The 15,060-nt window shown below is 65.8% G+C and carries 14 protein-coding genes; 5 read left to right on the top strand and 9 right to left on the bottom strand.

The annotated features are described in order from the left end of the window. Positions 1–18: 18 nt before the first annotated feature. From ACGYLD_RS08575 to ACGYLD_RS08565, 3 genes are all read right to left on the bottom strand, one after another. Complete coding sequence (locus ACGYLD_RS08575; RefSeq protein WP_271688066.1) at positions 19–891, bottom strand: 50S ribosomal protein L11 methyltransferase; 873 nt, start codon at positions 889–891, stop codon at positions 19–21. 82 nt (positions 892–973) lie between these two features. Further along, positions 974–2,206: an MFS transporter gene (locus ACGYLD_RS08570; RefSeq protein ID WP_271693143.1), complete on the bottom strand. Its 1,233-nt coding sequence runs from the start codon at positions 2,204–2,206 to the stop codon at positions 974–976. A 259-nt stretch (positions 2,207–2,465) separates the two neighbouring features. Beyond that, positions 2,466–4,655, bottom strand: a complete 2,190-nt coding sequence (locus ACGYLD_RS08565; RefSeq protein ID WP_271693141.1) for a primosomal protein N' — start codon at positions 4,653–4,655, stop codon at positions 2,466–2,468. A 122-nt stretch (positions 4,656–4,777) separates the two neighbouring features. Between ACGYLD_RS08565 and fsa the strand changes: the two genes are divergently transcribed. After that, complete coding sequence (gene fsa, locus ACGYLD_RS08560) at positions 4,778–5,431, top strand: fructose-6-phosphate aldolase (protein ID WP_067263530.1); 654 nt, start codon at positions 4,778–4,780, stop codon at positions 5,429–5,431. Between the two features lie 63 nt (positions 5,432–5,494). On the opposite strand, the gene ACGYLD_RS08555 is transcribed toward fsa, so the two are convergent. After that, positions 5,495–6,415: a nitrilase-related carbon-nitrogen hydrolase gene (locus ACGYLD_RS08555; RefSeq protein ID WP_271693140.1), complete on the bottom strand. Its 921-nt coding sequence runs from the start codon at positions 6,413–6,415 to the stop codon at positions 5,495–5,497. A 271-nt stretch (positions 6,416–6,686) separates the two neighbouring features. Here ACGYLD_RS08555 and ACGYLD_RS08550 point away from each other — a divergent pair, with 271 nt between their 5' ends. The 3 genes from ACGYLD_RS08550 (at position 6,687) to ACGYLD_RS08540 (ending at position 8,870) form a co-directional block, all read left to right on the top strand. After that, entirely contained in the window at positions 6,687–7,394 is a 708-nt protein-coding gene (locus ACGYLD_RS08550; RefSeq protein WP_271693139.1) for a DUF484 family protein, read from the top strand. Then, on the top strand, positions 7,391–8,335 hold the full coding sequence (locus ACGYLD_RS08545) for a tyrosine recombinase XerC (RefSeq protein WP_271688070.1): 945 nt from the start codon (positions 7,391–7,393) through the stop codon (positions 8,333–8,335). Before ACGYLD_RS08550 ends, ACGYLD_RS08545 begins: the two co-directional genes overlap by 4 nt. Positions 8,336–8,441: 106 nt before the next feature. Next, complete coding sequence (locus tag ACGYLD_RS08540) at positions 8,442–8,870, top strand: PACE efflux transporter (RefSeq protein ID WP_271693136.1); 429 nt, start codon at positions 8,442–8,444, stop codon at positions 8,868–8,870. Here the strand turns inward: ACGYLD_RS08540 and meaB are convergent. Then, positions 8,867–9,841: a methylmalonyl Co-A mutase-associated GTPase MeaB gene (gene meaB, locus ACGYLD_RS08535; RefSeq protein ID WP_271693134.1), complete on the bottom strand. Its 975-nt coding sequence runs from the start codon at positions 9,839–9,841 to the stop codon at positions 8,867–8,869. The genes ACGYLD_RS08540 and meaB overlap by 4 nt on opposite strands. Before the next feature lie 80 nt (positions 9,842–9,921). Here meaB and hrpB point away from each other — a divergent pair, with 80 nt between their 5' ends. Then, on the top strand, positions 9,922–12,345 hold the full coding sequence (gene hrpB, locus ACGYLD_RS08530) for an ATP-dependent helicase HrpB (protein WP_271693791.1): 2,424 nt from the start codon (positions 9,922–9,924) through the stop codon (positions 12,343–12,345). A 54-nt stretch (positions 12,346–12,399) separates the two neighbouring features. Here hrpB and msrB read toward each other — a convergent pair whose 3' ends face one another. The 4 genes from msrB to ACGYLD_RS08510 form a co-directional block, all read right to left on the bottom strand. Further along, a complete protein-coding gene (gene msrB / locus ACGYLD_RS08525; RefSeq protein WP_271693133.1) occupies positions 12,400–12,882 on the bottom strand; it encodes a peptide-methionine (R)-S-oxide reductase MsrB in 483 nt (160 codons plus the stop codon). A gap of 81 nt (positions 12,883–12,963) precedes the next feature. After that, positions 12,964–13,518, bottom strand: coding sequence for a fasciclin domain-containing protein (locus tag ACGYLD_RS08520; protein WP_067268384.1), 555 nt, complete (start codon positions 13,516–13,518; stop codon positions 12,964–12,966). A 171-nt stretch (positions 13,519–13,689) separates the two neighbouring features. Next, positions 13,690–14,382 carry an anti-sigma factor domain-containing protein gene (locus tag ACGYLD_RS08515; protein WP_394402118.1) on the bottom strand — a complete coding sequence of 231 codons (693 nt, stop codon included), beginning with the start codon at positions 14,380–14,382 and terminating at the stop codon, positions 13,690–13,692. Then, positions 14,379–14,927: a sigma-70 family RNA polymerase sigma factor gene (locus tag ACGYLD_RS08510; RefSeq protein ID WP_271693131.1), complete on the bottom strand. Its 549-nt coding sequence runs from the start codon at positions 14,925–14,927 to the stop codon at positions 14,379–14,381. Before ACGYLD_RS08510 ends, ACGYLD_RS08515 begins: the two co-directional genes overlap by 4 nt. Positions 14,928–15,060: the final 133 nt, after the last annotated feature.

Below are 15,060 nucleotides of genomic sequence, written 5' to 3'. Positions count from 1 at the left end.
ACGAAAATGAGGCGTGAATTATACTTTCGTTTGAAGCGTCAGTGTCGTCCAGTCACCAATGCTCTCGCGGTGGGTCAGATTGATGCCAGATCGTGCATAAACCTCGATCACCTCTTCCGCCTGTTCGTTCAGCAGGCCGGAGAGAATCGCATAGCCGCCGGGTTGGAGCGCCGCCGCCATGTCGGGGGCCAGCGCCACCAGCGGTCCTTTGAGGATATTGGCAAAGACCAGATCGAAAGGCGCGGCTTCGGCCAGCGCGGGGTGGTCGAAGCCCGCCGCTTCCACGCAGGTCACGCGGCCCGTTAGCCCGTTGGCATCGACATTGGCCTGCGCCACTTCGACCGCGACCTCGTCGATGTCGCTGGCCAGCACGGTTTCCGGCCAGATGCGCGCGGCGGCCATGGCCAGCACCGCGGTGCCGCAGCCGATGTCGGCGACGTTGCGGCCGTGGAACCCCTCGTTCGCCAGCCGGTCCAGCGCCTTGAGACAGCCCAAGGTGGTGCCGTGATGCCCGGTGCCGAAGGCCATGGCGGCCTCGATCAGCAGCGGCTCGCAGTCTTCGGGCACCTTGTCCGCGTCATGGCTGCCGTAGACGAAGAAGCGGCCCGCCTCCACCGGCGCCAATTCGCGCCGGACATGGGCGACCCAGTCGGTCTCGGGCAGTTCGGAGACGGTGAATTCCTTGGCGCCCATGGCCTTGGCCAGCACGGCAAGTGCTGCGGTATCGGGCGCTTCTTCGAAGTAGCCGCCGACTTCCCACAGGCCCGAGCCGTCCTCGACCTCGAAAACACCCACGCCGGTGGGCTCAGGGGTCAGCCGCTCCATCGCCTCGCCCAGAGCATAGGCGGGGTCGCGGCCTTCAAGGGTGGTCAGGGCGGTGAAAGTGGGCATGGCGCGGTCCTTTGCTGCGGTGCGGTTGCGTTTCGCCTAGGGCCACGCGCGCGCCGGGTCAAGCCATGCCGGGTTTTGCCCGTTACTCGGCGGCCTGCGCCACGACAGGTTGAAAGATCGTCTCATGCCCCGGCGCGGGGTGGCGCGGGATCAGCAGCGATAACATCAAAGACACCGCCGCCATCCCTGCCGCAAGGAAGAACACTGCCGCCGGAGAGGCCAGCCACAGAAGCCCCAAGAGTACCGGCAGGAAGACCGCGGCGATATGGTTGATGGTGAAAGCCACCGCCGCCGTGGGCGCGATATCCGCCGGATCGGCGATCTTCTGGAAGTAGGTCTTCAGCGCCAATGCGAGGGCAAAGAACATGTGGTCAATGACATAGAGCGCCGCCGCGATCACCACGCCCCAGCCGAGGTAATAGACCCCGCCATAGGCCAGAAAGACCAAGATCAGTCCGATGTATTCCACCGCCAAGGTCCGGCGTTCGCCGAAATGGCCCACCGCGCGGCCCATCAGCGGGGCAAAGAGCATATTGGCGACAAGGTTGATGAGGTACAACATGGTGATCTCATGCACCTCAAAGCCGAAGCGCTCGACCATCATGAAGCCCGCGAAGACCACGAAGATCTGCCGCCGCGCGCCGGACATGAATTGCAGCGCGTAATAAAGCCAGTAGCGGCGGCGCAGCACCATTTTCTTGTTCTGCACCGTGGGCGCCTCGAACTGCGGATAGGCCAGCATGGCGGTGATCGCGATAGCGACGGTGACACCGCCACCGATCATATAGACGATGCTGTAGCTCAGGCTCAGCGTCTCCCACAGCGCCATGATCGCCAGATAGGCCACCAACGTGGCCAGCGAGCCCGCGGCCATGAGCCAGCCGATCATCCGCGGGGCGTCCTCGATCTTCAGCCATTGTAGTTGCAGCGACTGGTTCACCGTCTCGTAGTAGTGAAAGCCGATGGAGCTGAGCATGGTGATCGTCAGGATACCGCCCATGGAGGGGAAATAGGCCGTGACCGCCGTGGCCGCGCCCAGAAGCGCGAGCGAGACCAGCCCCAGCACCTGTTCGCGCATGAAGAGCAGGATGGCGATGACACCGATGGCGAAGAAGCCCGGGATCTCGCGCACCGTATGCAGCAGCCCGATGTCGGACCCGTCGAAATCCGCGACCTCGATGACGAAGTTATTGAGCAGCGCCGACCATGTATTGAAGGCAATCGGCATGGCCAGCGCCATGAGGAACAGCAGGGCCACGGGACGGCGCCAGAACGGCAGGCGCTTGGCCTCTTCGAGGGTGATAAAACGGGTCATGGCAATTCATTACGCCCAAGGCCCGGGGATGGCGAGAGAAAAGGACGATCCGGCTCAGGAGCCGGGCAGTGCCAGACCGGGGGCTGGCGCACACGAACTTTCAGGTGGGCACTTTATGGCAGCAACTCATATGAAACATGCGCAAGCCGCCACTCCGATAGCAAAAGCGCCAGACCATGGGCCGGTCTGGCGCTGCCCGGCGGCCTTCGGCCTTGATTCCGGGCTGTTTTGTTCGATGCAGATGCCCTGCCAGCCAGCCTCAATAAAAACTCTGCGGATCGATATCCACCGCCAGCCGCAAGTCCCCCTTGAGCCGCAGCCCGCCGACCCAGCGGCCCAGCGCCTCCTGCAACGCCACGCCTTTATCCGCCTTCACCAACAACCGCACCCGATGCCGCCCACGCACCCGCGCGATCGGCGCGGGCGCCGGGCCGAAGACCTGCGCCCCCACGGCACGCAAAGGCGCATCATGCCGCGCCAGATGGTTGCCCAGATCGAAGACCGCCGCCGCATCGCTGCCGCTCAGGATGATCCCCGCCATGCGCCCATAGGGCGGCACCCCGGCTTGCCGCCGTTCCCCGGCCTCGGCGGCCCAGAAGGCCTCCTCCTCACCCGCCAAGATCGCCCGGATCACCGGGTGCTCGGGCTGATAGGTCTGCAACAGCGCCGCGCCCGGCGCCTCGGCCCGGCCCGCACGCCCCGCCACCTGCCGCATCAGTTGGAACGTCCGCTCCGCTGCGCGCAGGTCCGACCCGGTGAGCCCGAGATCGGCGTCGATCACCCCCACCAGCGTCAGCTTGGGAAAGTTATGCCCCTTGGCCACCAGCTGCGTGCCGATGATGATATCCGCCGCCCCCTCGGCGATGCCTGCGATCTCGGCCTTGAGCGCGCGGGCCGAGCCGTACATGTCAGAACTCAGCGTCGCGATCCGCGCCTCGGGCCAGAGCGCTGCCGCTTCTTCGCCCAGACGCTCCACCCCCGGCCCCACGGGCGCGAGCTTGCCCTCGACCTCGCAAGAGGGGCAGGCCTCGGGCATCGGCTTGCTCTCACCGCATTGATGGCAGACGAGGCGTTTCAGGAACCGGTGTTCAACCATCCGCGCATCGCATTGGTCGCAGCCGATCTGCTCGCCACAGGCACGGCAAAGCGTGACCGGCGCATAGCCGCGGCGGTTGATGAAGAGCATCGCCTGTTCGCCGCGCGCCAGCCGCGCGTCGACCTCGCGCTTCATCTCGCCCGAAATCCATTTATCCCCCGGCAGCCCCGCCTGCCGCATGTCGATCGCGCCCATCTGCGGCATCACCGCCGGGCCGAAACGCGAGGTCAACTCCAGCCGCCGGTACTTCCCGGCCTCGGCATTGGCCCATGTCTCGAGGCTCGGCGTGGCGCTTGCGAGCACCACCTGCGCGCCGCAGATTGAGGCCCGCAGCACCGCCATGTCCCGCGCGTTGTAGAGCACGCCGTCTTCCTGCTTGTAGGAGGTGTCATGTTCCTCATCCACGACGATCAGCCCGAGGTTCTGGAACGGCAGGAACAGCGCCGAACGTGCGCCGATCACCAGTTGCGCATTGCCCTGCCCCACCATGCGCCAGATGCGGCGCCGCTCCGTCATGGTCACGCCCGAGTGCCATTCGGCGGGCTTGGCGCCGAAACGCTCTTCGACACGCTCCAAAAACTGTTCGGTGAGCGCGATCTCGGGCAGCAGCACCAGCGCCTGCCGCCCGGCCTGCACCGCCGCCGCCACGGCTTCGAGATAGACCTCCGTCTTGCCCGAACCGGTGACCCCGCGCAAAAGCGTGGTGCCGTAGGTCTCGGACTTGATCCCCTCGCGCAGCACTGCCGCCGCCTTGGCCTGATCCTCGGTCAGCGCCTTGCCCGGCAGCGAGGGATCGAGCGGGCGGAACGGCAGGTCGCGGGGGCTTTCCTCCTCGCGCACGGCGCCTTGGTCGACCAGCCCTTTCACGACCGAGGACGTCACCCCGGCCATCTCAGAAAGCTCCTTCAGCGTGAAAGCCAGATCGCCATATTCCTCCAGCACCGCCATGACCCGCTGGCGCGCATCGGTCATGCGCGACGGCACGCCCTCACCGGCCCGGTAGATTTTGCGCATCGAGGGCGGATCGCCCAGCCCCGGCGCACGGGTTGCCAACCGCAGCATGGCGGGCAGCGGGGTCAGCGTATAGGCTGCGGACCGTAGCAGAAACTCGCGCATCTCCTCGCGCATCGGCGGCGCGTCGAGCACCCGGATCACATGGCGCACCTTGTTGATGTCGTAATCCCCAGCCCCCGGCCCCCAGACCACACCCATCACCTTGCGCGGCCCCAGCGGCACCTCGACAAAGGCCCCTGCATGGCAACCGCCCTCGGGCGCGCGATAATCCAGCGCGCGGCCCAAAGGCTGGGTGGTCATCACCGACAACAACTCACCATGGTGGTAGAATTCAGCCATACCTGCTGCATGCTCCGTGTCGCTTGGGGGAATTGAGGCTTTAAGCATCGCAGATCATGCGGTAAAGCCAAGGCAACGAATTGACCCGATAGCGATCACATTCCAACCCGGAAGGAAAGCCCATGAAATTCTTCGTAGATACAGCCGAGATCGACGCCATCGCCGAACTCAACGACCTTGGCATGGTTGACGGCGTGACCACCAACCCCTCCCTGATCCTGAAATCGGGCCGCAACATCCTTGAAGTCACCAAAGAGATTTGTGACCTCGTCGATGGCCCCGTCTCCGCCGAAGTCGTGGCGCTGGAAGCCGACGCGATGATCGCCGAGGGCCGCAAACTGGCCGAGATCGCCGACAACATCACCATCAAACTGCCGCTGACATGGGACGGGCTGAAAGCCTGTAAGGTTCTGTCGGGCGAAGGTCACATGATCAACGTAACACTCTGCTTCTCGGCGAACCAAGCGCTGATCGCGGCCAAGGCGGGCGCGACTTTCATCTCGCCCTTCATCGGGCGTCTCGACGACATCAACCTCGATGGCATGGACCTGATCCAAGACATCCGCACCATCTATGACAACTACGGTTTCGAGACGCAGATCCTCGCCGCCTCCATCCGCAGCGTGAACCACATTCTGGACGCCGCACGCATCGGTGCCGACGTGATGACCGCGCCGCCAGAGGTGATCAAGAAACTGGCCGCGCATCCGCTGACCGACAAGGGGCTGGAGCAGTTCATGGCCGATTGGAAAAAGACCGGTCAGAACATCCTCTGATCCGGCCTTAACGCGCGAACATCAAACCCCTTCCGCCCGTGGCGGAGGGGGTTTTTCTTTGCCTTAGGCCGCACTCCCTTCGACCGTCAGGTGATCGCCCGACCACAGGCCCGGACGCACCTCGGCCTCGGCCGCGCCTGCGCGGATGCGGCGGCATTGCCCCACGGGGATCGCCGGGGCTTGCAAGACCAGATCCATGCCCTGCGCCGCCGTCTGGGGCGGCAGGGCCGCATGCATCCCGTCCAATGCCACCGACACATCGCAGGGCAGATAGACGCTCGCCCCGCCCACGCCGGTATCCTCTTGCCATGGGGTCAGCGGCGCGCCGACGGCGCCGACACAGCAGACGGCGGTTTGCAATTCGATCGCCCGCGCCCGCGCACAGCTGAACACACGGTTATAGCCGGTGATCATATCGGTCTTGGCGGGAATGATCACCAGATCGAGGTTCAGCTCCCCCAGTTTTGACCAGAGCGCGGTATATTCCGCATCAAGACAGATCGCGATGACACAGCGCAAACCGTTCCACTCGAACAGGTTGATCCCCGTGCCCGCGATGGTCACGCCGCTGGCGCCATTCGCCTCAAGCGGGGTCAGGCTCAGCTTGTTCTGCACTTGCAGCCCGCCATCGGGGGTTAGAAACCACGCTTGATTAAGGTAACCTTCGGGTGCATCGACCGAAGGGAAGGCCACGGGAAAGGTGCCGGGCAGCAGGGCCACGCCGGCTTGCTCAACCATGCGCCGCATCGGGTCGAGCGCCAGCGTGGCGGTCTGCGCGAGCCAGCCAAGCTGCTCTTCCGCAGGTAAGTCGGCGGGGGCGAAACTCAGCCACTGCGCGCAGCAGAACTCGGGCATCACCAAAAGCTGCGCCTCGCGCGCGGCGGCCTGCTGCAACCGCGTCTCGACACTGGCGAGCCAGCTTTGCAGCGAGTCCGGCGCGACCTGAAGGTTGGCGGCCCAAAGATCGACAGAGACATGTTCCATGTAAGATTTCCTCTCCCGGCAAAGACCTGTTCCACCGCATCCGGGGATATGCGGCAGGCTTCGATCAGCTACGCGCGGCCCTACGGCTGAAATCCGCGCGTCGACCGGGGCTAACACGTCTGCGCCGCTTTTGTTCCGCCGGGCTTCGTTCTACATCCCGGCTTGACGCAATGCGGCAACAAAGATCGCAGGCGGCAGCACCCGTGACCAATTGGGGGCAGATCTTGACGCCCCAGCATGCTATGACACCGCAAATCAAAAAGAGACGCCCATGAGCAGCAGCCCCAAAATCGACGACGCCCTGCGGGAGGCGATCATCTCAGCGCCTGACGTCATTCTTGACGACAGCGACGTGATGCAGGCGCTGATCGCGGCCAATGAAAAGGCCATGGGCGGCAATATCGTCGATCTGCGCGGCATCGCGATGGAGCGGCTGGAAACCCGTCTTGACCGGCTGGAGGACACCCACCGCAGCGTGATCGCGGCGGCCTATGAGAACCTCGCCGGGACCAACCAGATCCACCGTGCCATCCTGCGCATGCTCGACCCGGTGGAGTTCGAGACCTTCCTGCGCAACCTCGGCGGCGAAGTGGCCGATATCCTGCGCGTCGATGCGGTGCGGCTGGTGTTGGAATCTACTCAGAACGACAATGACCCGGCGGTGCAGCGCTTGGGCGATGTGCTCAGCGTGGCCGAACCGGGGTTCATCGACGACTACCTGAGCCAAGGGCGCGGCGGCATGGTGCGGCAGGTGACCCTGCGCGCGCTGCAAGATGGGTCCGAAGCGCTTTATGGCAGCAAGGCGGGGTGGATCCGCTCGGAAGCCTGTCTCAAGCTTGATTTCGGCCCCGGTCGGCTGCCCGGCCTGTTGGTCATGGGCGCCGAAGACCCGCATATGTTCGGCCCGCAACAGGGCACCGATCTGCTCACCTTCTTTACCGGCGTGCTGGAGCGATCCATGCGCCGCTGGCTGTCTTGAGCGAGAAGGCAAATCCGCTGCTGATCAGCCCCGCCGCGCGGGACGCGCTTCAGACGTGGTTGGAACACCAAAGCGCGCTGAAGGATGCGGCCGAAAATACGATCATCGCCTACCGGGGCGATGTGACCGAATTTCTTACCTTCATGACGCTGCATAAGGGCGACACCCAAGGTCTGGGGGCGTTGGCGAAAATCACCATCAGCGATATGCGCGCATGGATGGCCAGCACCCGCAGCGGCGGGGCGGGGTCACGCTCTGTCGCGCGCAAACTCTCGGCGGTGAAAGCCTTTTACCGCTGGCTGGCCGAGCGGGAGGGGTTCGAGCCCACTGCGGTCCTCCTCGCCCGGTCGCCCAAGTTCACCAAGAAACTGCCCCGCCCGCTGGCCGAAGACGCCGCCCGCGCGCTGATCGACTGTGTCGAGACCCAAGCCCGCGCGCCATGGGTCGCGGCGCGTGACGTGGCGGTGCTGACCCTGCTCTGGGGCTGCGGACTGCGGATTTCCGAAGCGCTGGCGCTGAAAGGCGGCGATGCGCCCCTGCCCGCCAGCCTGCGCATCCTTGGCAAAGGCGGGAAGGAACGGGTCGTGCCGGTCTTGCCCGCCGCCCGCGCCGCGGTCGCAGACTACCTCGCCCTCTGCCCGCACCCGCGTGAGGCGCAGGCCCCGCTGTTCCGCGCCATCCGCGGCGGTGGTTTGGGCGCGCGCGCCGTGGCGCAGGTGATGGCCGATGCGCGGATGCAACTGGGCCTGCCCGCCAGCGCCACGCCCCACGCCATGCGCCACAGCTTTGCCACCCATCTGCTCGACGCGGGCGGTGATCTGCGCGCCATTCAGGAGCTTCTGGGCCATGCCTCCCTCTCGACCACGCAGGCCTATACCGCCGTCGATACCGCGCGGCTGATGGAGGTCTATAACAACGCCCATCCCAAGGCGGGCCGCTGAGCCCCTTGCACCCCGCGCGTCAATCGCCATATTGGCCCCAAGCGAGGACGACCTCCCCCATTTGGGCAGCCACTCGGGACGACCCGACCAATACCGGGACCACCCCATGCGCAGCACCGCAGACCGCATCCGCCACGCCCTTAGTTTTGAGATCATCGCCCTGCTGATCGTCACCCCCGCCAGTGCTTGGCTCTTTGACAAGCCCATCGGCCATATCGGCGTCGTCGCCGTGGTCAGCGCCAGCATCGCGACGGGGTGGAACTATCTCTACAACCTCGGCTTCGACCACGCCCTGCGCCGGTTGCGCGGCACGGTGAAAAAGACGGTGCCGATCCGCGTGCTTCATGCCGTGAGTTTCGAGATCGGGCTGCTCTTCGTGCTCTTGCCCTTCATCGCGTGGTATCTAGAGATTTCTCTGCGCGAAGCCTTCTTGATCGACGTGTCCCTGGCGGTGTTTTACCTGATCTACGCCTTCGTGTTTAACTGGATCTACGACGTGCTCTTCCCCGTCTCGGAACCCGCAAACGCGTCTTAATCTGCCCTGAGGCGGCGAACGAATTCCGCCGCCGCTTCCGCCGGATCACGCGCCCCATCGGCCACGGCATCGCTGAGCCGCGTCAGATCGTCCTTGGCCTGCGGGGTCTCAAGCTGCGCCAAAAGCCGCTGCTTCACGTCCTGCTCAAACCAATAGCGCGCCTGTGCGGCGCGGGTGCGGTCCCAGAACCCGTTTTCGCGGCGCCAGTCGGTCAGTTCCTGCAAGGCGGCCCAAGTCTCCTCTAGCCCGTTTTCTTCCAGCGCAGAGACGGCGGTGGCACGCGGAAAGCCCTCGGGGTCTTGCGGGCGCTTGCGCAACAGGCGCAGGGCACCGGCATAGTCAGCGCGGGTGCGCGCGGCGGTGGATTTCAGATCGCCGTCGGCCTTGTTGATGACGATAAGGTCGGCAATCTCCATGATGCCGCGTTTCACGCCCTGCAACTCGTCCCCGCCAGCGGGGGCCAGAAGCAGCACGAAGGCATCCGACATCTCGGCCACGACAGTCTCCGACTGGCCCACGCCCACGGTCTCGATCAGCACCACGTCAAAGCCCGCCGCCTCGCAGAGCCGCACCGCCTCGCGCGAGCGGCGCGCGACGCCGCCCAGGTGGGTCTGGCTGGGCGAAGGGCGGATGAAGGCATTGGGGTCGCGGCTCAGCCGGTCCATCCGCGTCTTGTCGCCGAGGATCGAGCCGCCGGTGCGCGCCGAACTGGGGTCCACCGCAAGCACCGCCACGCGTTTGCCCTGCCCGGTCAGCATCATGCCGAAGCTTTCGATGAAGGTGGATTTGCCCACACCGGGCGTGCCCGAAAGCCCGATGCGCAGCGCCTGCCGGTCGGTGGGCAGCTTCGCCAACAGCTCCGCCGCCGCCGCGCGGTGATCGGCGCGGCCCGATTCCACCAAGGTGATCGCCCGTGCCAATGCGCGGCGCTCTCCTGCTATGATGCCTTCGGCCAATGTCTCGATATCCATGGGGCAACTTTTGCGGGGGCGGCGTGGAATTGTCCATCCCCACCCTTGGCGCGGCGACGGCTTTGCCCGATAACCGCGCCATGTCCAACGCTGATTTCGCCCTGCCCATCGACGCCGTTCTGCCGGATGTGATCGCCGCCCTGCGCAACACGGGCCGCGTCGTGCTGCAAGCGCCCCCCGGCGCGGGCAAGACGACGCGGGTGCCGCTGGCGATGCTGGAGGCCGGGCTGACCCAAGGCCGCATCCTGATGCTGGAGCCGCGCCGCCTTGCCGCCCGCGCTGCCGCTGCGCGCATGGCCCAAAGCCTCGGCGAGGAGACCGGCCAGACCGTGGGTTTTCGCGTACGCGGCGCCTCGGCGGTGTCCAAGGCCACGCGCATCGAAGTAGTCACCGAGGGTATTCTGACCCGCATGTTGCAGGACAACCCCGACCTGCCGGGCGTCGGCGCGGTGATCTTCGACGAATTTCACGAACGCTCGCTCAACGCCGATCTTGGCCTCGCGCTGGCGCTCGAAGTCGCGGGCGCGCTGCGCGACGACCTGATGCTGGTGGCCATGTCCGCCACGCTCGACGCCGCCCCGGTGGCCGCGCTGATGGAGGCGCCGATCGTGACCTCCGAGGGGCGCAGTTTCGAGGTTGAACCGCGCTGGCTCGACAAGCCCATGGGCAAACAACGGCTAGAGAACGCCGTGGCTGACCTCACGCTGAAGGCGCTTTCGGAATCGCCCGGCTCCGCGCTGGTCTTCCTGCCCGGCGAGGGGGAGATTCGCCGGGTCGAGGCGCTTTTGCGCCCCGCCCTGCCAGCAGATTGCACCCTCGCCCCGCTTTTTGGCGCGCTTGATTTCAAGGCGCAGCAGGCCGCCATCGCGCCCGCGCCCTCGGGCCGCAAGGTCGTGCTGGCGACCTCCATCGCCGAGACCTCCCTGACCATCGAAGGCATCCGCATTGTCGTCGACGCGGGCCGCGCGCGGCGCGCGCTCTTCGATCCCGCCTCGGGCATGTCCCGGCTGGTGACCGAGCGGGTGACCCGCGCCGAGGCGACGCAGCGCGCGGGCCGGGCCGGGCGGCTTGATACCGGGGTGGCCTACAAGCTCTGGACCCGGGGCGAAGAAGGGGCGCTGGCGGCCTTTCCCCCGGCCGAGATCGAGGCTGGCGACCTCACCGGTTTCGCCTTGGAACTGGCGCTCTGGGGCGCGCAGGCGAGCGATCTGAGCTTCGTCACCCCGCCCCACGCAGGCCGTCTGGCCGAGGCGCAATCGGTGCTCCAGATGCTGGGCGCGCTGGACGCTGCGGGGCGCATCACCGAACATGGCCGCACCTTGGCAAAACTCCCCCTGCACCCACGATTGGCGCATATGGTGGCCCGCGGCGGCCCTCGCGCGCCGATTCTGGCGGCCCTTCTGGCCGAGCGTGACCCGATGCGCGGCGCACCCGTCGACCTTGCGCAGCGGATGGACGCGCTGGCCGGCAAACGCACTGCCACGCCGCCCCATGCGCCCACGCTAGCGCGCATCAAGGCCGAGGCGAAACGCCTTGCACGCGGCGCGAAGGGCGACGGGCCGGACTCCTTGGGCGTGCTGGCGGCCCTCGCCTACCCCGACCGCGTCGGGCTGCGCCGCAAGGGCGAGGCACCGCGTTATGTGCTCTCGGGCGGCAAGGGCGCGGTGCTGCCAGAGGCCGACCCGATGGCGGGCGCGCGGCTCTTGGTGGCCACGGACCTCGACGGCGACCCGCGCGAGGCGCGCATCCGGCAGGCGGCGCTGATCTCGGACGCCGAGCTGCGCGCTACCTTCGCCGATCAAATCCGCTGGCAGGATGTCTGCCTATGGTCGCGCCGTGAGGGGCGTGTGCTGACCCGCAAGCAAGAGGTCTTTGGCGCGCTGGTTCTAGAGGACCGCACATGGCCCGATGCGCCCGCCGATGCAGTGGCAGTCGCGATGCTGGACGGGGTGCGGCAATTGGGGCTGAACCCCGGCAAGACGGCGGCGCTGTTTCTGGCCCGCGCCCGGCTGATGCCCGCGCCCTTCCCCGATTTCACCGAAGCGCATCTGATGGAGACGCTGGAAGACTGGCTGCTGCCGCATCTCACGGGCGTGCGCAGCAGCGCCGATTGGAAAGGGTTCGACATCACCCCGGCGCTCAAAGCCCGGCTGAGTTGGGAGCAGCAACAAGAGTTGGACCGCTCGGCCCCTGCCCATTTTGAAACCCCGCTCGGGCGGCGCGTGGCCATCGACTACAGCGGAGAGACCCCCGGCATCGCGCTGCGTTTGCAAGAGATGTTCGGCGTAACACGGCACCCGACGGTGGGCGGTCAGCCATTGCAGGTCACCCTGCTGTCGCCTGCACAGCGCCCGGTGCAGGTCACGATGGATATCCCCGGCTTTTGGGCAAGCTCCTATGCCGATGTGCGAAAGGACATGCGCGGGCGGTATCCGCGTCACCCGTGGCCCGACGACCCCACGGTGGCGGACCCGACCCTGCGCGCCAAACCGCGCGGCACCTGACAAGACAACGCGCGCCGAAAGCGGCGCGCGATCCGTTCGGGTGAGACGTACCTGTTAAGCCGCGACGAACTTCAACGAGACGCCGTTGATGCAATGCCGCTTGCCCGTGGGCTCTGGCCCGTCATCAAAGATATGGCCCAGATGGCTGCCGCAGCGGTCGCAATGCACCTCGGTCCGGCGCATGAAGAAACTGTTGTCGGCCATGGTCTCGACCGCATTGTCGAGCGGCTGATAAAAGCTCGGCCAGCCGGTGCCGCTTTTGAACTTGGTCGCCGCATCATAAAGCGGCTGATCACAGCCCTTGCAGATGAAGGTGCCGGGGCGTTTCTCGTCGTTCAGCGGGCTGGTAAAGGCGCGCTCCGTGTCGCCTTCGCGCATGACCGCATATTCCAGATCGCTCAGCATCGCGCGCCACTCGGCCTCGCTGCGGGTAACCTCGAAGTCGCCCTCGACATAGGCCGCCGATGCCCCGCGCGCGCCCAACCCGATGGCGGTGGCGCCCAGAAAGGTCGATGTCAGAAAATGACGTCTGTTCATGGTGTTACTCCTCGCGTTCGGATGGGATGGCGGCGGGCCAGCATGGGGGTACTGGCCCGGCCACATCATGCAGGTTGCCTATTACTTGGGCACCAGCACGCTGTTTACAACGTGGATCACCCCGTTGGACTGGTTCACATCTGCGATAGTCACGCGCGAGGCATTGCCGCTTTCGTCGATGATATAGACGTTGCGGCCCTTCACCTGCGCCGACAGCGCATCGCCGGAGACGGCGTTGAAGTGGTAGAACCCATCGCTGGAGGCGCGGGCCTTGGCGGCGATGTCGGCGGCGGACCATTTACCGGCCACCACATGGGCGGTCAGCACTTTGGTCAGCATGTCCTTGTTCTCGGGCTTGAGCAGGGTCTCGACAGTGCCCGCAGGCAGCGCGTCAAAGGCGGAGTTGACCGGGGCGAAAACGGTGAACGGCCCTTCGGAGGCCAGCGTGTCGACCAGACCGGCGGCCTTCACGGCGGCGACCAGCGTGGTGTGATCGGCGGAGTTCACGGCGTTTTCGACGATGTTCTTATTCTCGAACATGGGCGCGCCGCCCACTTCGGGATTGGCGGCGATGGCACCGGTGGCCAGCAGAGCGGCAGTGGCGGTGGCGGCGGCGAATGTCTTGAGCGTCTTCATTGGGTTTCCTCCCTTGAATGCCCCCCGTTGTGGGCGGCGATACTGGACCCACGGGGCAGACGTGAGAGGAGTTTCAGAATGGTTCAGAAAATTCGCAACAAAGTTATAACGCGTTGTAAGGGGGGTGAAAAATGAAACGCCCTGCTCGGTCAAAGCAGGGCGTTTCGGGGTTTAGAGCTCCGCCACAGCACCAGCGGCCATGACCTCCCCGGTGGGGACACCGCCGGGTGCGCCGCCGGGCGGCTCATCGGTGATGGCCAGCGTGATCTGCGCCGCCTCGGGCGCCAGATCGGCGGGCAAGGCCACGCGGTTGACCTCCCCCTCAGGCAGCACGCCCAAAGAGATCGGCGCGCGGTCCGGCAGGATTGCCCAAAGCTCTAACACGCGACCCGCGGGCGCGTCGCCCGAGACACGGCGCAGCGCGATATCGCCGCGCGACATATCCATGACGGCCAGCAATTCCAGCGCGCTGTCCTCGGCGGCCATGCGGGTGGCATAGACCTCTGCCGGGGGCCGCATCTGCGGCTCGCGCAGCATCGGCAGGGCAAGGAAGGCCACAGTGGCCAGTGCTGCCACCGAAACCCCCTGCCACAGCCAGAGCCGCTGCAACAGCGGTACCTGCCGCGCGGGGAAAAGCCGCGCCATCAGCGCGCGGCACAGCTTCGCGGGCGGGGCGACGGGGGCGATATCGTCGGTCATCGCCACGAAACGCTCCTGCCAATCGGCCACGCTGCGGGCAAATTCACGGTCTTGCATCAGGCGGGCGCGTGCCGCGGCACGGTCTTCGCCTTCCAAAAGGCCCAAGGCCATTTCGGCGGCCAGCAGATCGTCGTCTTCGGGCGGGGTGATGGGGGTGTCGCTCATACGCTCATACACTCCCGCAGGGCCATCAAACCGCGGCGCAGCCAAGTGCGCATGGTATTGAGCGGCACGTTGAAACGTTGCGCCAGATCGGCATAGCTGTCGCCGTCGAGGTAGGCGCCCCGCACCGCCGCACCGCGATCCGCTTCGAGATCATCCAGACAATTGGTCAGGCGCTTGGCCTCTGACGCGGCCACGGCGGATTGTTCGGGGCTCGGTCCCGGCGCGGCAAGCTCCAACCCCGGCGTGTCGATGTCCTGATGGCCCTTACGGGTGGCGCGCAAACGGTCGATCGCGGTATTGCGCGCAATGGTGATCAGCCACGTCATCGGCGACAGACCATTGGCCTGATAGCGGTCGGAATTATTCCAGATTTTGACGAAACTGTCCTGCATGGCATCCTCTGCTGCGGCGCGTGTATCCAACACACGCAGGCAGACCCCGAATAGTTTCGCCGACACCCGATCATAAAGCGCCTCAAAGGCGGCACGATCCCCCAATGCGACCTGCGCAATCAGACGTTCAATCTCTTCACGGTCGCTGTCCAAGGGCCACTCCTTCGGGCGGTCATGTCTTTCGCGACACGTCGATCATGGTGCGACGGCCGCTGCAAAAGTCAACGATGCAATAGAAGCGCATCTTTCGAATGCCACCCTGCCCCATCCTTGGGCAGTCGCGCAA

It is taken from the genome of Sulfitobacter sp. 1A12056, from assembly GCF_043558125.1.
GTDB classification, from domain to species: domain Bacteria; phylum Pseudomonadota; class Alphaproteobacteria; order Rhodobacterales; family Rhodobacteraceae; genus Sulfitobacter; species Sulfitobacter faviae.
The sequence above is the reverse complement of the archived record's forward strand: the minus strand, read 5'-3'. Positions and strand labels throughout refer to the sequence as shown.